General features: G+C 42.4%; 14 protein-coding genes and 2 pseudogenes. 15 read left to right on the top strand and 1 reads right to left on the bottom strand.

The window, feature by feature from the left end; all coding sequences use genetic code 11:
- Window positions 1-149 precede the first annotated feature (149 nt).
- The 15 genes and pseudogenes from IPJ09_19645 to IPJ09_19575 all read left to right on the top strand — a co-directional run bounded on the left by IPJ09_19645 (window position 150) and on the right by IPJ09_19575 (window position 20,169).
- Window positions 150-1,007, top strand: coding sequence for a diaminopimelate epimerase (locus IPJ09_19645; protein ID MBK7373604.1), 858 nt, complete (start codon window positions 150-152; stop codon window positions 1,005-1,007).
- Between the two features lie 50 nt (window positions 1,008-1,057).
- Window positions 1,058-2,311 (top strand): L-fucose:H+ symporter permease, encoded by a 1,254-nt coding sequence (gene fucP / locus IPJ09_19640; GenBank protein ID MBK7373603.1) that lies wholly within the window; start codon window positions 1,058-1,060, stop codon window positions 2,309-2,311.
- A 24-nt stretch (window positions 2,312-2,335) separates the two neighbouring features.
- A complete protein-coding gene (locus tag IPJ09_19635; protein MBK7373602.1) occupies window positions 2,336-4,387 on the top strand; it encodes a ComEC/Rec2 family competence protein in 2,052 nt (683 codons plus the stop codon).
- Window positions 4,384-5,466 carry a helix-hairpin-helix domain-containing protein gene (locus IPJ09_19630; GenBank protein ID MBK7373601.1) on the top strand — a complete coding sequence of 361 codons (1,083 nt, stop codon included), beginning with the start codon at window positions 4,384-4,386 and terminating at the stop codon, window positions 5,464-5,466. The genes IPJ09_19635 and IPJ09_19630 overlap by 4 nt, the downstream gene beginning before the upstream one ends.
- 86 nt (window positions 5,467-5,552) lie before the next feature.
- Window positions 5,553-7,340: an ABC transporter ATP-binding protein gene (locus IPJ09_19625; protein MBK7373600.1), complete on the top strand. Its 1,788-nt coding sequence runs from the start codon at window positions 5,553-5,555 to the stop codon at window positions 7,338-7,340.
- Window positions 7,341-7,476: 136 nt separating this feature from the next.
- Complete coding sequence (locus IPJ09_19620; protein MBK7373599.1) at window positions 7,477-7,875, top strand: DUF3276 family protein; 399 nt, start codon at window positions 7,477-7,479, stop codon at window positions 7,873-7,875.
- Between the two features lie 15 nt (window positions 7,876-7,890).
- Window positions 7,891-8,721 (top strand): hypothetical protein, encoded by an 831-nt coding sequence (locus tag IPJ09_19615; protein MBK7373598.1) that lies wholly within the window; start codon window positions 7,891-7,893, stop codon window positions 8,719-8,721.
- A gap of 405 nt (window positions 8,722-9,126) precedes the next feature.
- Window positions 9,127-10,053: a PLP-dependent cysteine synthase family protein gene (locus IPJ09_19610; GenBank protein ID MBK7373597.1), complete on the top strand. Its 927-nt coding sequence runs from the start codon at window positions 9,127-9,129 to the stop codon at window positions 10,051-10,053.
- The gene (locus IPJ09_19605) at window positions 10,054-10,485 is read left to right on the top strand and encodes a M67 family metallopeptidase (protein ID MBK7373596.1); all 432 of its coding nucleotides are present in this window, start codon (window positions 10,054-10,056) and stop codon (window positions 10,483-10,485) included. It abuts the gene before it with no gap.
- An 18-nt stretch (window positions 10,486-10,503) separates the two neighbouring features.
- Window positions 10,504-11,970: pseudogene (moeB, locus tag IPJ09_19600) on the top strand (molybdopterin-synthase adenylyltransferase MoeB).
- Window positions 11,971-12,041: 71 nt separating this feature from the next.
- Window positions 12,042-12,676 (top strand): annotated as a pseudogene (locus tag IPJ09_19595) (peroxiredoxin).
- A gap of 346 nt (window positions 12,677-13,022) precedes the next feature.
- Entirely contained in the window at window positions 13,023-14,807 is a 1,785-nt protein-coding gene (locus IPJ09_19590) for an FAD-dependent oxidoreductase (protein MBK7373595.1), read from the top strand.
- Entirely contained in the window at window positions 14,795-16,648 is a 1,854-nt protein-coding gene (locus tag IPJ09_19585) for a 2-oxoacid:acceptor oxidoreductase subunit alpha (protein MBK7373594.1), read from the top strand. The genes IPJ09_19590 and IPJ09_19585 overlap by 13 nt, the downstream gene beginning before the upstream one ends.
- A complete protein-coding gene (locus tag IPJ09_19580; GenBank protein ID MBK7373593.1) occupies window positions 16,614-17,666 on the top strand; it encodes a 2-oxoacid:ferredoxin oxidoreductase subunit beta in 1,053 nt (350 codons plus the stop codon). Before IPJ09_19585 ends, IPJ09_19580 begins: the two co-directional genes overlap by 35 nt.
- 286 nt (window positions 17,667-17,952) lie before the next feature.
- Window positions 17,953-20,169: an alpha-L-fucosidase gene (locus IPJ09_19575; GenBank protein MBK7373592.1), complete on the top strand. Its 2,217-nt coding sequence runs from the start codon at window positions 17,953-17,955 to the stop codon at window positions 20,167-20,169.
- 71 nt (window positions 20,170-20,240) lie between these two features.
- Here IPJ09_19575 and IPJ09_19570 read toward each other — a convergent pair whose 3' ends face one another.
- Window positions 20,241-21,149, bottom strand: a complete 909-nt coding sequence (locus IPJ09_19570) for an EamA family transporter (GenBank protein ID MBK7373591.1) — start codon at window positions 21,147-21,149, stop codon at window positions 20,241-20,243.
- Between the last annotated feature and the right edge of the window lie 119 nt (window positions 21,150-21,268).

The following is a 21,268-nucleotide window of genomic DNA, read 5'->3' as shown; positions in this document are numbered from 1 at the left end:
GTAATAATGGCCCGACCTGTTTTGTTATATAAGTCCCCAAGATATAAAAGCATTTAAACAATCGGCGTAAACTTTTCGGATTTTTATTTCATCTAATCAGATATGAGTGAAAGAATTAATATATAATTATCGAAAAAGCAAAATGTACAATGATTGCTTCCGGACCTTACCCGAAAGATTCAAAAACATTCCTATTTTTAATAAAAAATTCTCCTTACGCTTTGAAAATTCCTTTTTATAAATACCATGGCGCCGGCAACGATTTTGTGATCATCGACAATAGGTCAGGCGAATATGATATGATCAAAGATCCGCATACAATTGCGGCGTTGTGCCATAGACGGTTTGGCATTGGTGCAGATGGATTTATGTTGATTGAATTGGGCGACCAGGTAGATTTTACAATGGTGTATCACAATGCGGATGGTGGCCTCGGCAGCTTATGCGGCAATGGAGGTAGGTGCATTGTCGCGTTAGCTCACAGACTCGGTATAGCCAAACTTCACACAAGATTTAAAGCCTCAGATGGTATACACGAAGCTAAGATCATCAGTGGTGATTATATAGAGTTAAAAATGAGTCCGGTTACCTTGATCAATCTTTATGGAGATCATGCAGTGTTGGACACAGGATCACCGCATTATGTACAGATAGTAGATGGCCTGGAACATTATCCCGTCTTTGATCATGGTAGCCGTATTCGATATGGAGCAGATTTTCCGCAAGGCATAAATGTCAATTTTATCGAGCCGAAGGAAGATGACCTTTTCATCCGGACTTATGAGCGGGGTGTCGAAGACGAGACCTGGGCTTGCGGCACTGGGGCTACTGCTTCGGCACTTGCTTATGTGGAAATGGTCAAGAAGTATGACCTGCACTCCATCCATCTTCATGCCAAAGGAGGCCCTTTAAAAGTCAAATTCAATCGCCTGGGACCAGGGCATTTTGAGGATATCTGGTTATGCGGTGGAGCTCAATACATATTTGAAGGCAACTTCTTAATTTAACTTTAATCAATTTATTAATTACCTCTTTATATTATTAGAATTATACTACAATGAATAATAAAAAACAATATCTCATCCCATTCATTCTGGTCACCAGCTTGTTTTTTTTATGGGCATTTCTGCACAACCTAAATCCCATCCTCATACCTCACTTGAAAAAAGCCTGTCAGCTCTCTGATACCCAATCAGCTTATATTGATTCAGCAGTATACCTTGGGTATTTTTTGATGGCCTTGCCGGCAGGATGGTTTATGCATAAATATGGATACAAAAATGGAATCCTTCTGGGGCTGGGGCTTTACACCGTAGGTGCATTGATGTTTTATCCAGCTGCCGGATCGAGGAGTTATGCCATGTTCCTTTTTGCCCTGTTCGTCATAGCCAGCGGAGCAACCTTTTTAGAGACTGTGGCTAATCCCTATATTACTAAGTTGGGTGATCCTGCTACTTCAGAGCAAAGACTGAATTTTGCTCAGTCCTTTAATGGGGTCGGTGCCTTTTTAGCTCCGATAGTAGGTGGCCAGGTCATTTTGAGTGGGATAGAGAAGACCCAATCCGAACTTCAAGGTATGAGTCCAGACCAGCTCAATCAATATTTACTATCAGAAGCAGCTACTGTCAAGCTCCCATACCTGATCATGGCCGGCATTGTTTTTTTGGTCGCCATGTTTTTTTTGGTCTCACATATTCCTGAAATAAAAGAAAATGATAACATCTCTGAGCAGCATTCTTTTTCCACTAAAGTATTCAGGCACACCCATGTTTTTTGGGCAGTCATAGCTCAGTTTTTTTATGTAGGTGCTCAGGTATGTGTAGGAAGTTTTTTTATCCGGTTGTCAAAGTTTCTGATTGGTATGAATGAAAAAAATGCTGCTTTTCTCTGGGGAAGCATCGCCATGGTAGGCTTCATGGTAGGCCGCTTTGTCGGCACCTGGCTCATGAAATATATTTCTCCTGCCAGGTTGTTGTCCATCTATAGCCTTATAAATATTGGCTTGCTGGCTATTGCTCTTACTACCCAAGGTCAAGTAGCTATTTATGCTGTCGCTGCCGTTCCTTTCTTTATGTCCATCATGTTTCCAACCATCTTTGCTTTGGGAATCAAGGGTTTGGGTGAAGAAAGTAAAATAGCCTCCTCCTTTTTGGTGATGGCTATTTTTGGAGGTGCTATATTTCCTATTCTTATGGGACTCATTTCAGATTATACCGGAAGCATCCAGAAAGCTTACATAATACCGCTACTTTGTTTTGGTGTAGTGTGGTTTTTTGGCAGATTCAAGTATAAAATAACATTACCGACTTAGCCTTAATGATAATTTTTCCGGTCCATGCTATGGAAGAACGCCACATCGATCTCAATCCCTTGGAATAAATATCCCTTTGTCAGACTTTTATTGCCTTTTATATTAGGTATCCTTTTTGCGAAAACCTGGGTGTTGGATTTAAATCTGAGGACACTGGGATTTGCGCTGATTTTACTGCTTGGCTTTTATTTCATGCATCGACTGGCAAAGAAAAAAGCCGCATATCGTACTTATTTTGGCATCGGCATGTTCTTCGTTTATTTTTTAATGGGCAATACCTGGGCTCACCTTCGTAACGAAAGATTCAGACCTAATCATTTCAAAGAAAACCAAACTGTAGAATTAGTCGCACGAGTAGACTACATCGAAGAAAAACAAAAATATTGGGATAGCTACTCCACGGTACTGCACGAAGTCAAACCTGATACTGTTAGCCCAAAGAACGGTCTATTGCTTCTGAGATTCCCTAAATCTTCCTCCTATGTCCCCGGCTCACGGGATATAGTTCAGGTCAAAATCAACCTCATGACACCGGATCATGCTTCGGCACCTTTTGAATTTGACTGGAATGATCTGCTGGCCTCACGCAATATTCATCAAATAGCTTATGTAGATACTACCTTGATGAAAATAGTACACGATGCGCCAGAAAATTGGCTTGAAAGATTTAGAGCCACGACGGATCAACTTATACAAGAAATCTTTGATAGTGACCGGGACTATCCAGTAGCTTCTGCCATGTTGATCGGCCTTCGAAAAAAAATGGATCCAGAACTTTATAAAGCTTATTCCGCCACTGGTGCAGTTCATGTGCTTGCAGTGTCCGGTATGCACGTTGGCATCATCGTATCCATCCTTGAATTATTGTTAGGATATTTCTTATCAAAAAACAGGCGATCCATGTTATTCAAAGGCCTTGCCCTGATCTCTATCATTTGGATCTACACCTTTATTACCGGCTCAACCCCTTCTATACAACGTGCTGCATCCATGTTTTCACTGTTTATTTTCGCCCGCTACATGCAAAGGGATGCCTCTCCATTGAATATCCTTGCCGGAGTGGCTTTTGTATTGCTCCTTCTCAATCCTTTTGACATCTACAATATAGGATTCCAATTATCATTTGGCGCTATGATGGGAATATTTATACTCTATGAGCCGATCCGGACTTTGATCACCCCGACTGGTAGCGTTACACAAATCCTGTGGAAGATATTGGCCATCTCTTTTTCTGCACAGTTGATGATATACCCTGTCGTTGGATACCACTTTCACCAATTTGCTTTTTTCTTTTGGCTGACGAGTCTGATCACTTCTTATCTGGCCTACGTGATTATACTCGGGGGAATGATTGCATTACCTATATTCTATTTTAAGATACTATTTTTAAAATGGCTTGCATTACCATTAGTGTATGCAGTCAGGTGGATGAATAACAGTATTGACTGGATTTTTCATCTGCCACTGGGTAGGGTCGGTGGTTGGTGGCCTTCTATAATAGACTGTATACTTTTAATCACAGTGTCCATTACTTTTGGAAACTTACTAAAAGAAAAATCAGCTTCATCTATCAAACCGTTCTTCTTGTTTCTATGCCTGACCATTGGTTGTTTGATAGTAGAGGAGGTCATAAATCAAAATAAATCTGAAATTATCGCCAGCTACAATCGCGGACACCCTATCGTTTGGGTCAAGGATCATCAAACCGTATTTCAAGTCACCACAGACAGCCTGCTTCCTTCATCAAATTACGCCGCCAAATACCATCTTAAATCTTTTATACCTGTATCACCCGGATATAAATACCAAACAGGCAATACCACCATTACCGCAGATTCGATCCATTTTGAGCATGGAGTTTATACCTGGCTTGATCATCGCACTGATACTATTCCTTCCTTGTCTAATCATATATTATTCGTTCTTACCCGACATTGGAATAATACTACTCCGGCCATCTATCCTGACAAAATTTTCATACCGTCTATCAAGCCTTATACTACCTTGGATAAAATCTCAACTCGGAGTCAGATCATCCACACTAAAAACCCCTATCTTCAGGTCGCTTTAAAATGAAAGAATATCCTAAAAATAAATTTTTCATTCACACTTTTAAGGAAAGAAAGTCCATTCTTTACCTGTTCTTAACCTTAGTGTTTTTATCCGCTGCCTACCTCTATATTTTTAACAGACCCGTCACTTCAAACATAGACATCAAACCGCTTGAAGTCCCTGACAGTAACACACTCAAAGAAGTACAAAAGCTGAATCCTTCAAACCATGTCTTTTCCCCCACCTTTAAAAATTTTGATCCAAATCACGTAAGTCAAGCAGAATTGACCAGCATGGGTGTACCTCCAAAAGCTGCATCCAATTGGGTGAAGTATCTTGCAAAAGCGGGAAAATTCCGCAACCCCAGTGATCTAAGCAAAATATTCGGTCTTTCATCAGAGACCATAGAAAGATTAAAACCCTATTTATCTTTTGAAAAGCCCCCTGAAAAGAAAATAGTGCCGGAAATTATTATTCAGCCTCAACCTGTAGACCCTAATGTAGCCTCATTGAGTGAACTGACACAAATAGGTCTTCCTGCTCCTGTCGCTGCTCACCTGGTCAATTACAGGATGAAAGGTGGCAAGTTTTATGCTCCATCAGATCTGGCTAAAATATTTGGCATAACTGATTCCATCCTTCAAGTGGTGGCCTCCTTAGTACAATATCCCTCTCGCCCGGAATCGCCAGGTGTGAATTTTTCAATACCAATTGATCTCAATCTTGCTGATACTACTTTGTTAAAAAATTTGCCCGGACTTGGCGGTGTATTGAGCAGTAGGATCGTACGATTTAGAGACAAACTAGGGGGTTTCCATAGTCTCCAACAACTTAAGGAAGTGTATCATCTGCCTGATTCGACGATAGAAAAAATATCCCCCAATTTGATCCTCGCTACACCAGTCAAAAAAATAAATATTAATTCAGATTCCATCCACCTGTTGAAACATCCTTATTTATCTTACAAAGATGCGTTGATCGTCAAAAACTACAGGGCACAACATGGGGCTTTCAAAGGGAGTGATGATCTTAAACCAATCCTGGCATTTGATGCTGCTTTCTGGGATAGGCTCCTACCCTACCTTGAGTTTACACCACCCTGATCTTAGTATGGAAGAGTGCCAAATCTGATGGATCAGATCCTACAAAAAAAAATCAGTTATTTTTGCACCTTCATCACTACTACAACTTGAAAGAACTCTGGACTTTAAATAAATATTTCATCCGTTACAAGTGGCGCTTTTTGGCTGGAATAGCATTTGTAATCCTGATGAATTATTTCCGGATCGTGCAACCACAGATGATCGGCTCTGCCCTGGATCTGGTGGTGGCAGAACTTAAAAATCCTTCACCGGAGTCAGCTGCTGTTCTCAGCCCCAAACTGTTACGATTTGCCTTGATCGTATTCGGGTGTGCAATCTTAATGGGACTATTTATGTATTTCATGCGACAGTCGATCATCGTTATGTCCAGATTGATCGAATTCGATTTGAGGGAAGCTATTTACAACCACTATTCTGAGTTAGACCAGACTTTCTATCGTGGACAAACTACCGGTGATTTGATGTCCCGTATCACTGAAGATGTCTCAAAAGTGCGGATGTATCTTGGTCCGGCTATTTTATATGCTATAGACTTGGCTGCACTCATCGTACTCGTGGTAGCCAGTATGGTCAAAGTCGATCTGACCCTGTCATTACTGACTCTCCTCCCCTTGCCTTTTTTATCCATCTCGATCTACTATGTCAGTACAATTATCAATAAAAGAAGTACTAAAATTCAAAAGCAACTCTCCAAACTGACGACGATAGCACAAGAGGTGTACTCAGGCATCAGGATCGTCAAATCTTATGCCCAGGAAAAGGCAATGTCTTCTATGTTTTCCCGCGAAGCGGAGACTTACAAGGAAGCTACCTGGGACCTTTCGAAAGTAAATGCTTTATTTTTTCCCCTGATCATGTTGCTTACAGGTATAAGTACAGTTGTGATCGTATGGGCAGGTGCTTACAGAGTACAGGCAGGTGTAGTCACTGCCGGCAATATTGCAGAGTTTGTGATCTATATCAATATGCTCAGCTGGCCGGTCACCGCTATAGGATGGCTAGCCTCCATAGTCCAACAAGCCGAAGCTTCCATGAAGCGGATCAATGAATTTATGCATACTAGTTCAAATCTTGGTCATACAGGCAACCTTGAACCTGCAAATCTGTCAGGTAAAATCGAATTTAAAAATGTATCATTTGTATACTCCAATACTGGTATAAAAGCATTGGACAATCTTTCTTTTACAATAGAGCCGGGGGCAAGAGTAGCTATAATCGGCCGTACAGCTTCCGGCAAAACGACCATCGCAGAACTCCTTTTGCGATTATTTGATGCGGAGGAAGGCCAGATTCTAATAGATGGGATCGATATAAGACAATATAATATACATGCCCTGAGATCCAAAATTGGCTATGTGCCCCAGGATCAATTTTTATTCTCAGAAAGCATAGAAGACAATATCAAATTTGGAGCGCCTGAAGCGGATACAGACCAGGTCCTCAAATCTGCCCGGCACGCAGCGATTCTGGATGAAATCGAAAGATTACCTGAGAGAGAAAAAACCATCCTCGGAGAAAGAGGAGTGACCTTATCAGGAGGACAAAAGCAACGGGTTGCGATAGCCAGAGCTTTGATCAAAAATCCTGATATCCTCCTACTTGATGACTGTCTGAGCGCCGTAGATACCCGGACTGAAAAAGCCATCCTTGGCGAATTTGATGAAGCCTTGGCCTCTAAAACTTCTATATTGATCACGCATCGAATCAGTCATTTGGCCAATTTCTCCCTGATTATGGTTTTACACAAAGGTCGGTTGGCGGAGGTCGGTACTCACGAAGACCTATTGCAGTCCAAAGGTTTGTATTTTGACATAATGGAACAGCAAAAATGGGAAGAATCCAAAGCCTCTGCCGAATTAGGCACACTGACCTGATTTTAGTTTATAACTGCTCTCAGATCGATAGGGGCACCTATTTTAGCCTGCTCTCAGATGCCAATACAGACTCCCTTCATCTATAAAGTCAAAATTTGTTATATTTGAATAACAAATTCTTAAAATACTAATTGCCGTGGAAAATGAAGGTACCACTAGAAATTCCAGCGTTTATTCACACAAAGTAAAAGCCGGAAGAAAAAGAACTTATTTCTTTGATGTCATGACGACCAAGGGTAATGACTATTATCTTACCCTTACCGAAAGTACTCGTCGCAACGATGGGATAGGTTACACCAGACATCAAATCTTTTTGTACAAAGAGGATTTTAACCGATTTGCTGAAGGTCTTCAGGATGTTATCAACCACGTGAAAAATGATCTATTGCCTGATTTTGATTATGACCAGTTTGCTCATAGAGATCAGCAGGATGGTGGGGACCACGACTATAAGGCCGAAGGAGACTCTCCAGATCACAAAGCTGAAGGTGATGCCTCGGGGCACAAGGAAGATAGCGATCAAATGAATTGGTAATCTTTTTTCATTTTCATGAAAAAAACTTTTTTTTCCGGGTTATTTACATTCTTAAGTCTTTTGGTCTTTGCCCAATACAAGGTCAATTCCATTTATACTCTATATGGTATCAGCTTTAAAGTCCCCAAAGGTTGGTTAGTTACAGAACATGCTGATAGCTATTTACTCACCAATTCTAAAGACCCAGGGTATATCATCATCGAAACACATACACACCGATCGCTGGACGAAGTAAAAATTGATCTACTCAAAGGATTATACGATGGGGAAGGCACCTCTATGACTAGTACTGGACGAGTGATCAAATTTCACCCCAATGGATATGCGTCGTCTCTTTCAGGATTGATGACTTTTCAAGCTGCAAAAATATTTATGCTTAGCCTATTCAATCCGCAAGGCATGGGTATCAATATCATCAGTGGATCCTCCCCAAAACTATATGACAGTCACTATAAAGAACTAGCACTGGAAATAGCCTCCAGTACTGAATTTGAAAATTCTAAACTTGCCAATTTGTTAGTCAGCTGGGAAAAAGTATTATCCAATTCAAGGCTGACCCATTTCATCTCCGGAGATGCTTCAAACCCATTGGCAACTCGAGAAGTCATTGATCTTTGCTATTCAGACCATCAATTTTCATATATCCATCCGGATCTACCTTCAGGTTTAACGGGAAATTGGAAGATCTCCCACGATGATGCTGGTGTACCTATTTTATTCCTTGCTGCCGTAGATGGTACTCAAAAAGAATTTGCATTATCGCTGAAAGAAGGCAAGACCTTTCTAAACGATACCAGATTCATAAGGAGTTTTAACAATGAATTAACTCCCTACTGCCTAAGGTGATTTGAAATAATGGCATGATGATTGTATATTTGACACCGGAAATAAAACAATGAACTCTATTTTGTCTTTTTGTTGTGCATGTTGCTGTTGTTGCTGTAGGGCATCTACATCTGGCATAGAAGATTGATAGATTACATTTAAAAATATATCAATAAGCCTTCTGGTCAGTAATGTACAGAAGGCTTTTTTGATTTAGTGACTAATATTGCAAAGTTGAAGAGTAATTATATATACACGAACAATTTAAATGAGGCAGTGATCGGCTGTGCTTGTGCGTATTATTGTTGTCAAACCTATATTTCGAAAGGACAGCTTGGATATCAATAAAATATAAAATAAATAAATTCACAAAAGCCTTTCGAAATAAACATCCGAAGGGCTTTTGTGTTTTAAAGCAAAATATAAATGAATAAAACTATTATCAATTCTAAGAAAAACCTGGTAGAACCTGTCGAATCGCTTGGTAGATGGATTGGGGAAACGCCTCTATATCCACTCCATAGTTTTTCTAGCGAAAAAGTAAAAATATATGCCAAACTTGAATGGCAACAATTAGGTGGCAGTGTCAAGACCCGCCCTGCTTACAATATGATAAAACAAGGCATACTGTCAGGCGACCTCGCAGCACATCACACCATACTCGACGCTACCAGTGGCAATACCGGAATCGCCCTGGCTACCATAGCAGCTCATCTTGGATTAAAAATCAAGCTGGTGTTGCCGGAGAATGCTTCTAAAATGAGACAATTAATACTTAAAAAACTTGGTGTAGATCTGGTGCTCAGCTCACCTTATGGAGGTACTGACGAATCAAGAGAAGTGGCCAGAGAAATCTATGCGACCATGGATGAGCCCTATTTTTACATTGATCAGTACAATAATGAAAACAATTGGAAGGCACATTTTAACGGTACCGGTCCTGAGATCTGGAGGCAATCTTCCGGTGCTGTCACTCACTTTATAGCAGGCCTCGGGACCACCGGGTCGTTTACAGGTACGACCAGGCGATTAAAACAACTCAATCCGCTCATACAATGTATTGCACTGCAGCCGGATGGGCCTCTCCATGGGCTGGAAGGGTGGAAACACCTTGAGACTGCGGAGATCCCAGGCATCTACGATGCTAGCCTACCTGATCAGATATTGGAAGTATCCTCTTACGATGCCTTCAAACTCATAGATAAGGTAGCAAAACAAGAAGGCCTTTTGATCAGCCCATCAGCAGCAGCCAATCTCGCCGGGGCGATCCAGGTAGCCAATACCATGGAGCAAGGTCATATCGTCACTTTATTTGCTGATGATGCTTCAAAATATCAGGAAATCTACAAATAAATGAAAATACTCATAGTTCCCTCCGCCCTAAGAGATATCCACGATATAGCTGAAAAATCATACCCCTACGAATGCTGTGGTTTTTTTTATGGCCATATCGAAAATGAACTTGTCCATGTGCTTGAAGCGACAGAAGTCATCAATGATAGTGTCGAGAATAAAAAAGTGCATTATACTATTCCCCCAAAAGCATTTATGAAAGCAGAGCGATATGCCCTCGAACAGGAAAAAGCATTGTTAGGAGTGTTTCACTCTCACCCTGACCATCCTCCCAGACCTTCCGGGAGAGATTTAGAAGATGCCTTGCCTGAGCTATCTTACTTCATAACAAATGTACATCAGGGCCAGGCCATCGATACCCGGTCATGGAGATTGACAGAAGACCGTGTTTTCATCGAAGAACAAATAGAAATTAATTATTCAAATAAATAACCAAGAATTTAAATCATTATGGCAAAAATCATTATCCCGACACCTTTACGAAAATTTACTTCTAATCTAGCTGCCGTCGCTGTCAAGGAAGGCACCGTGATTGAGTCGATCAAAGACCTGACCGTTCAATTTCCAGAATTGGCTAAACACCTTTTCAACGAAAAACAAGAACTCCGGGGATTTGTAAGAATATTTCTCGGAGAAGACGACATCGAAGATCTGCAGGGCAATGACACCAATGTAGCCCAGGGTGATACAATCAGCATTATTCCTGCAATAGCCGGTGGAAAAAACTAATAAACAACTTTAGTAATGAGTACAGAAATAAAATTTAGCCCCGAAGAATTGGCCAGGTATAGTCGCCACCTCATACTACCTGAATTTAACATCGAAGGCCAGAAAAAACTCAAACAAGCAAAAGTCCTGGTAGTCGGGACTGGTGGCCTTGGCGCTCCCCTGCTCCTTTATCTCACCGCAGCCGGAGTAGGCACGATCGGCATGGTAGATTTTGATGTAGTAGATGATAGCAACCTTCAGCGACAAGTCCTCTTTACACGCGAGGATATCGGGCAATCAAAAGTATTGGCAGCTAAAAAAAGATTAGAAGCACTCAATCCATATGTGCGATTCAATACCTATGAGACTGCTTTAACTAGCGAAAATGCCCTGGATATCATCAAAGATTATGATGTAGTAGCTGACGGTACAGACAACTTCCCTACCCGGTACCTCGTCAATGATGCCTGCGTATTATTGGGCAAAGTCAATGTATACGCCTCTATATATCGGTTTGAAGGACAGGCTACGGTATTTAACTTTACCAACAAAGCCGGTGAGCTAGGACCTAATTATCGCGATCTTTTCCCAACTCCTCCACCTCCAGGGCTTGTGCCTAGTTGTGCAGAAGGAGGAGTGATAGGAGTTTTGCCAGGCATCCTTGGTAGCATTCAGGCGAGTGAAGTCATCAAAGTCATCAGCGGGGTCGGTGACACTCTGAGTGGAAGATTGTTCCTCTTTGATGCAGCCAGCTTCGAGACCCGTACTTTGAAAATAAAGCGGCGCAAAGACAATCCGCTCAATGGTGAGCATCCGACGCAAACTACGCTGATAGACTACCAGGAATTTTGTGGTCTCAATCTGCCCGATCACACTGCTGAGAAAAAACCGGTCAAATCTATCAATGTCCAACAACTCCATCAATTGCTACAGGAAAAAGCCAATATTCAGGTAGTCGATGTCCGAGAAACCTACGAATACGATATAGCCAATATTCAGGGTGAGCTGATGCCCAAAAGTGAAGTCACCAATTATATCCCAAAAATCTCCAAGGATAAACAAGTCGTGGTACATTGTCGTAGCGGCAAACGCAGCTCAGATGTCATAGAATTGCTTCAAGATCAATACGGGTTTGACAATCTGTACAATCTCGAAGGAGGTATCCTGGCCTGGGCCAAAGAAATAGATCACACCATGCCAACCTATTAGGGTTTGGTTAATTCAATTCTTAACAATCAACTTTCGAATAAAATTTTTAAACTTTTAAAACTCAAATAAAAATGGCATTAAGATTAGGGGATTTAGTCCCAAACTTCAAAGCGCAAACTTCCCAGGGGGAAATAGATTTTTTTGATTGGCTCGGTGATAGCTGGGCAGTTTTATTTTCTCACCCTGCAGATTTTACGCCGGTGTGTACGACTGAGCTCGGCTATATGTCTAAACTCAAGCCAGAATTTGACAAACGCAATGTCAAGATCCTTGCATTGAGTGTGGACCCTTTAGCATCTCATACCACCTGGATCGGTGATATCGAAGAGACACAAGTCACCAAAGTCAATTATCCTCTCATAGCGGATGAAAACAAACATGTAGCAGAACTCTATGATATGATCCATCCCGGCTCCAATGAGAAACAAACCGTTAGAAGTGTGTTCATTATAGGTCCTGATAAAAAATTAAAACTTTCATTGACTTATCCCCCGTCTACCGGTAGAAATTTTGACGAAATCCTGCGAGTCATAGATTCTCTTCAGCTAACAGCTCACAATAGTGTAGCTACGCCCGTCAATTGGAAATATGGCGAAGATGTAATCATATTGCCTTCTGTATCAGATGCAGATGCTGAGAAAAATTTCCTAAAGGATTCAGAAAAATTAAGCCCTACCTGAGGTATACACCACAGCCTAATTTGTAAATGGTCAATGGGTATGAATAAAAATGGTCAGCTTATGCTGGCCATTTTTATTTTATACAATTGATTATCAAAATCATATAAAATGTACTTTTTCAATATATCAGTATCATACCTATTGATTTTATTGAATTATTAATATAACTCCAAGGGCTTCTTAAGCCCTCCTTTGATCTACACTAAACTTGTTTTTTTTAATATGATAAAGAATTAAGATGTATTGAGCTTTTAAGTTAAAGTACCATCCCAAAAAAATCATACTCGAATAGTGTCTTTGTCCACTTAATAATCCTTTGAGTCTAACTAATAAAACCTTACTTTAGCGGCCTCAAATAATAACCTTACTTGTTTGGAACCGACAAATATTAAAGACCCGGAATACTTTCACAAAGTAGTCGATTGTCAATACGCCTGTCCCGCCCATACCCCGGTACCTGAATATATCAGACTCATCGCCGCTGAACGGTATAGTGATGCTTATATGATCAATTGGGAATCCAACGTATTCCCCGGTGTATTAGGGCGCACATGTGACCGTCCATGTGAGCCTGCTTGCAGAAGAGGTCGCATAGAAAAAGAACCTGTAGCAATCTGCCGACTCAAAAGAGTAGCAGCTGACTACAAAGGCGAGGTGCAATCTCGCATGCCCAAGGCCCCAGAGGTAAGCAATGGCAAGCGTATCGCTTTAGTTGGCGCCGGACCTGCCTCCCTCACTGTCGCGCGGGACCTCGCTCCATTGGGTTATGAAATTGACTTATATGATGAGCAGGAATTCGGCGGCGGATTTATGCGATCACAGATCCCCTCCTTCAGATTGCCAGAGACTGTACTCAATGAGGAAGTCAATTACATCCTGGATATTGGCAATATCACCACCCATTACAAAACCTATGTGAGCAGCATGAAGGATTTGCTGGACAAAGGCTATGATGCGGTATTTGTAGGCACAGGCGCTCCGAGAGGAAGAGATTTAAAATTAGAAGGCAGGGCCGACATTCATTCAAATATCCATATTGGTATCGATTGGTTGGCAAGTGTCGCATTTAACCATATTGAAAAAATCGGTCCAAAAGTCCTCGTATTGGGTGGAGGTAATACAGCAATGGACTGCTGTCGCACCTCCCGAAGATTAGGAGGTACGGATGTCAAAGTAGTCGTCCGCAGCCCTTTTGATGAGATGAAAGCCTCTCCATGGGAAATAGAAGATGCCCGGCACGAAGACATTCCGTTTTTCAATTGTCATAATCCGAAAGCTTTTGTCCATGAGCAGGGCAAACTAAAAGGCATGTTGTTTGAAATAGTAGCTGCCCAATATATCAATGGAAAACGGTCCCTGGTACCTACCGGAGAACCAGATGTGTTTTTTGAAGCTGATGATGTGATCATAGCGGTAGGCCAGGAAAATGCCTTCCCATGGATCGAGAAAGATCTAGGGCTTGAATTTGACAAATGGGGTATGCCGGTGGTCGACACGATTTCATTTTCTTCTACTCACCCAAAGATATTTTTTGGAGGGGATGCTGCTTTTGGGCCTAAAAATGTGATCACCGCAGTAGCCCATGGTCATCAGGCAGCGATCTCTATCGACTTATATTGCGATGGAGATAATATTCACAACAGACCTGATCCGATGACCAACCTCTTCAGTCAAAAAATGGGGATTCATGAGTGGAGTTATGATAGTACGGTGACCTCTGATCTACGATTTAAAGTACCTCATGCCAGCAAACAGGAGACACTGTCTAATCGAAAAAAAGAAGTGGAACTGGGTTATGATGATCTGCTGGCATTTAAAGAAGCTCAGCGTTGCCTCAACTGCGATGTACAAACTATATTTGTTACAGATCGCTGCATTGAATGCGATGCATGCGCCGATATTTGTCCTACATCTTGTATTACTTTCACTAATAATGGCACAGAAGAAGATCTGCGTTCGAGATTAAATGAACCTGCTCATCTGCTGAGTCAAGACCTATATGTCTCCTCCCCTTTGCCTACCAAAAGAGTGATGGTCAAAGACGAAAACGTATGCCTGCATTGTGGCTTATGTGCGGAGAGATGCCCCACTGCTGCCTGGGATATGCAGCGATTTTTATATAATACTGCTAAAGCCGGAAGTGCATGTCACGCGTAATTAAAATAAATGATTGTGTCATCAGATTGGCCAATGTCAACGGCACAGGATCAGCCAGTGCTAACAATATGTTTGCTAAGGCAATCTTTAGAATGGGGGCGCCTGTATCTCCCAAGAACATATTTCCATCTAATATCCAAGGCCTTCCTACCTGGTATGAGATCAGAGTAAGTGATAAAGGGTATATGGGCCGACGGGCTGGTGTAGACATTATGGTCAGCATCAATCCACAGAGCCTGGCCAAAGATGTCCATAATATTTTACCTGGTGGGTACTTTATCTATGACAGTACTAAGCCCCTGGGCAAAGAATACCTCAGAGAAGACATCACCAATATCGGGATCCCAATGACGGAGATATGTATTCAAAACTATACCGATCCAAGACAACGGCTTCTATTTAAAAATATGGTCTATGTAGGGGCTTTGGCTACCTTATTGGATATGGATATGTCCGTGCTGGAACAGATGGTTACTGACCAGTTTCAAGGAAAAGAAAAACTAATAGCCCCCAATGTCAAAGCTTTACATCTCGGAGGCGATTATCTTAAGGAGCATTATGAACTGCCAGCAGCATTTAAAATAGAAAGTCGGGAGGCAAACAAAGATCAGATCATGATCGACGGCAATAGTGCCTGTGGATTAGGAGCAGTATTTGGTGGAGCCACTGTGGGTGCCTGGTACCCTATCACCCCTTCTACTTCCCTGATGTCTGCTTTTGATGATTACGCTTCCCGATATAGAAGGGATGCCGATGGCAAGAAAAAATATGCGTTCGTGCAAGCAGAAGATGAGCTGGCGGCTATCGGTATGGCTATTGGTGCTAATTGGAACGGTGCGAGGGGGTTTACTGCTACAAGTGGTCCTGGGATTTCTCTCATGACAGAGTTTTTAGGCCTGGCCTATTTTGCAGAAATACCTTTGGTTTTGATCGATGTGCAGCGAGGGGGACCTTCAACCGGTATGCCTACCCGTACTCAACAATCAGACCTTCTGGCTTGTGCTTATGCCTCCCATGGAGATACCCGGCACCCTATGATCTTCCCGAGTTCTCCAAAAGAATGTTTTGAAATGACAGCGGATGCCTTTGATCTGGCTGAACAGCTCCAGACCCCGATAATCGTCATGACAGATCTGGATTTGGGCATGAATGAACACAGCACTCCCGCTTTTACCTGGGATGACAAAAGACTCTATCACCGGGGAAAAGTATTAAATGCTGCACAATTAGAGACTTTGGCGGAATTTGGCCGGTATAAAGATGTGGATGGTGACGGTATACCTTATAGGACCATTCCGGGCACTCACCCTACCAAAGGAAGTTTTTTCACCCGAGGCACCTCCAGGGACGAATTGGCGCGATACACTGAAGAATCAGAACCATATGTACGCAATATGGATAGGCTTTTGAAAAAATGGGAGACTATCAAATCTTATTTACCTTCTCCGGAATATATCGGTACTCAAAAAAGTAAGTTTGCCATGATGTATTTTGGCACTTCAGAGTATTCCTCAGAAGAGGCTGCAGATTTATTGGCTAACGATAGCATTCAATTAGACCTGGCGCGCATCAGGTCTTTTCCTTTCCAGGATTCATTAAAGGAATTTATTTACGCCCATGATAAGGTATTTGTGGTAGAGCAAAATCGTGATGCCCAAATGCGTACCTTATTAATCAATGAATTATCCGTCGATCCCAACAAATTGATCCCGGTGCTCAATTATGATGGGTTGCCGATCACTGCACAGCATATTTACGACCAGATATATCACCACATGGGTTATTCTTCATCATCAAACAACCAGCATGACTTATATAAAACCAGCGTTTCGGCATCCTGAAGCCGCTAAAAACAAACTGGGATTTACCAAAAAAGATTACGAAGGCGCTTTATCGACTTTGTGCGCCGGTTGCGGACATGACTCGATCAGTGCCGCGATCACTCAGGGCATTTTCGAGCTTTCTATCCCTCCTCATCGTATTGCTAAATTGTCAGGGATTGGCTGCAGTTCGAAGACACCTGCTTATTTTTTGGGCAATTCGCATGGATTCAACTCTGTACATGGTCGTATGCCTTCGGTGGCTACCGGAGCTTACCTGGCCAATAGAGACCTGCTGTACCTGGGAGTGTCCGGAGATGGCGATTCTGCATCCATAGGCATGGGCCAGTTTGTCCACGCGGTGCGTCGCAATCTCAATATGGTCTATATCGTCATGAACAATGGTTGTTATGGTCTCACCAAAGGCCAGGATTCTGCCACCGCAGATCGTGGCAGCATGAATAAATCCGGTGAAACCAATTTATTCCAGACCATCGATATGGCAGGCCTGGCTTTAGAACTGGGGGCCAGTTTTGTAGCCAGAAGTTTTTCTGGGGATAAAGAGCAATTGATTCCACTCATCAAAGCAGCTGTGTCCTATCCAGGGTTTGCTTTTATCGATGTGATTTCACCTTGTGTCACCTTTAATAATAATAAGGGATCTACCAAGTCCTATGATTACGTACGGGCACATATGGATGCTGTATCTGATCTGGATTTTGTACCTCCCGCAGAAGAGATCACAGCGACCATAGCCAGCGGTGCCACCGAACGGATCACGCTCCATGATGGTACTTATCTCAATATCAACAAACTGGATCTGGATTGGGATCCCACCAATAGGCTTTCGGCCATGACCAAAATCCATACTTCCCGAGCTGTCAATGAAATCGTCACCGGTCTACTTTACTATGAAACCGGTCGGGATGCTTTGCATGACATTTTGAATACCTCGATGAAGCCGCTTAACGAAATGGTCTATGCTGATCTTTGCCCGGGTTCAGGAGTATTGGAGGCCTTCAATGCAGAGATGAGGTAAAAGGCTTAAGCTCCAATAAGACTTACAGCTAATTTATTGCTAATTTTTCAGCTATATCAATGCCAAAACGCTAGTTATAGCTATAGAAGTATTTATATTTTATAGAATGTTCAGGTAAGGTTTTGCCCTGGTGCTTGTACAGTTTTGATCTTTTCCACTGGCCTCTGGAGTTAATTCTGCGGGCAGGATGTACCTTGAATCCGGATTTGGGACAAGTGTGGGGATAAGGCCGAGACTTTAATACCGCCCCGTCTTCCCCCACGATTCCTTATTTTTGACATCAAACATGCCAAAATATCAAACCTGGATCGTTCTCATTTTACTCATCACGGTACCTTCTTGCAATATCTATTTTGAGCAAAGTCCTTTTGCCAACCTGGTATCTATCTCCACCACAGACACCAAAGAAGCCATCCTCCTAAAAGCAGCCCATGTGGTGCCGACTTCTCGACAACTGTCCTGGCAACAACGTGAGCTTACGGCATTCTTGCATTTTGGCATCAATACATTTACTGACAAGGAATGGGGCGATGGCAATGAAGACCCGGCTCTTTTTAATCCCACCAAACTCGATGCAGGACAGTGGGTATCGGTACTCAAAGAAGCAGGGTTCCGACAGGTGATCATTACTGCCAAGCACCACGATGGATTCTGTCTTTGGCCCAGTGCTTTTACCAGTCATAGTGTCAAAAGCAGCCCATGGAAAAACGGCCAGGGCGATGTGATCAAAGAGTTAGCCGATGCCTGTGTCAAACAAAATATGCCCCTTGGTGTCTATCTCTCCCCGTGGGATCGGCATGAACCCCGATATGGATCCGATGCCTACAATGAATATTTCAGAAGCCAGTTGCGTGAACTCTTAACCAACTATGGTCCTATATCGGAGGTTTGGTTTGATGGGGCTGTGGGTGAGGGGCCGAACGGTAAAAAGCAAATCTATGATTGGGGATCTTTTTACAGCATAGTACGAGACTTACAACCTCAAGCTGTCATAGCAGTGATGGGTCCTGACATTCGTTGGGTGGGTACGGAGACCGGGTACGGCAGGGATACAGAATGGAGCGTGATACCCATAGCAGACAGCATCCAACTTACTCCCACAGATGCGCAGGACAATATCATCAAACCTGCCATCAAAGAGACTGCAGAAGAGATCGCCAGCATCAATCAACTCGCCCAGGCATATGCCTTAAAATGGTACCCATCCGAAGTCGATGTATCCATCAGACCAGGTTGGTTCTATCATGCTGCAGAGGATGGGCAAGTCAAATCACCCGAAAAATTATTGGATATCTATTTCAACTCCATAGGAAAAAACAGTGCTTTGCTGCTCAATATTCCACCTGACAAAAATGGGTTGATTCCCGAGAAAGATGCTACTATTCTTAAAGTATTTAATTATAGCCTTAAGCAGATTTTTTCTCAAAATCTGGGCTCACAGGCAGAAGTAAGTGACAATGAATTTAATTTTAATCATCCGCCTTCCAGAGTCTTAGATGGTAAAATGAATACGTATTGGGCTCCTGATGCATCCAATAATACCCCATATCTGCATTTTGAATGGCCCAAACCGATTTGGTTCAATATCTTAAGCTTAAGTGAACAAATCGAATTTGGTCAGCGTGTCAGCGGATTTCAACTAGAGGTCTATGAAAATGATAGTTGGGTGACCAAAGTATCAGGCACTACCATAGGTTACAAACGATTGATCCGCTTTCCTTATATCATGACTAATAAAGTACGGATGATTTTTTCGGAATTTAGACTTACCCCAAACATAGCAGAGATTGGTTTTTACCAGGATATTCCGCAGGTGACTATCAGTCCCGAAGGCAAACCATTTGTAGACAGCCTGACCATCTACCTCTCCACCAACAATCCGGATGCGACCATACATTATTCACAAAATTATACGCTGCCCTCTGCATCTACCAATCTGTATACTTCACCTCTCCGGCTCACTTCGGGGTCACCTTTATTAGCTGCAGCGATCAGTCCGGACGGCAGGGTTGGATTCGTCAAAGATGAGCTCTATTCTAAGGCAAAGTATGAGGTCGATCTCCTCACCACGCCCAGTCCTGAGTTTCTCAATGAAGGTGGAATCCAACTCTGTGATGGCGTCAAAGGAGATAAAAATCTGAAGTCCGGCAAATGGTTAGGCTATCAGGGTCAGCACCTGGAGGTCATCTTCGACCAGGGAAAAGATCTTGAGATCAGGAGCATCAATATCTATACGATCCACCAAGCATCTGCTTCGATCTACCAACCAAAATCAATTTTAATCTACGGCTCAGATCAGCCAGACGGCTCGTTTAAATTATTCAAACAATATTTTCCTGAATCTATTCAAAATACAAACTCACAGTTACTTTCACTTTCCATTCCTAAGATCAATAAATCAGCCAGGTACATAAAAATATTAATCGAAAATGAAGGAGGTTTACAACCAGAAAATCCTGCCGCTCCATGGTTATTCGTCAGCGAAATCGAAATCTTAAATTAACCTGCGTAGTGGAATCTTGAAGAGGCAACCTTAATTAATTAAAGTAATCCTCAGTCCCTGGGATCAAGCGTCTAATACTTTTTACTAAAATACAGGGCCACCAACCCCAGGATAATAGCAATTAATGCGATATACTCTCTCACCACAAATAATTCGCCGGCGATCAGAGTCCCTAGAGCCACCGCCACCATCGGATTGACAAAAGCGTAGGTACCCACCGCATGCGCTGATACTTTGGACAATAACCATAAATAAGAAAAATATCCCATCATAGAGCCAAACAAAATCAGGTAAGCCAAAGCGCCCCATGACACAGCTGTAACCTGGCTGAAGTGAAAATCACTAAACTCACCCGTATAGGCTGCACCTATCAATAAAAATAAACCAGAGGTTAAAGCCTGCACAGAGACCTTGGCCAAAGTAGAACCCCTTACTTCACTATATTTTGAATACAGGGTGCCCAAAGCCCATGAGATCGCCCCAATCACCATGGTTATTAAACTCGAAGTCAGCCCCGGGGTATGATTATTGAAATTGATTTTGTCACTAAACAATATGAATACCCCTGCAAATCCAATGATGAGCCCCAGCCAGGTCAGAGGATTTTTGAATCGACTCATACCAGACCGGGCGTCCATGATCAAGAGCCAAAAAGGTACTGTACCTGCAAGTATGGAGACCAGGCCAGTAGGGAGGTGTCGCTCAGCCAATACCACAGCACCATTTCCTATAAAAAACAATAAAAAACCGGAGATAGCTCCAAACCTCCAAAGATGATAGTTAAAACTTTCTTTGTAGTACAACTTCGTGATCAGATACCATATGATCCCGACGACCACAAATCGTATACCAGCCATCATCAACGGAGGTATCGACTGGATCGCATAGTAAATACCCAGATAAGTTGATCCCCAGATGATATAGATAGATGCGAAAGCAAAAATGATCTTGATATCACGAGGGGCGGAGGTAGATTGCACGGCCCCAAAATACAAAGGCTTTTGGCACCTCTATGCATCCTGCACTGATTTCTGACAGCTTTCTGGAATCTCTGAACCCAATTTTGAAGGGTCGATGCTCTCAGGGTTGGTTATATAAT

It is taken from the genome of Saprospiraceae bacterium, from assembly GCA_016709995.1.
Classification (GTDB): Bacteria; Bacteroidota; Bacteroidia; order Chitinophagales; family Saprospiraceae; genus JADJLQ01.
This window is presented reverse-complemented; position numbering and strand designations above follow the sequence as displayed.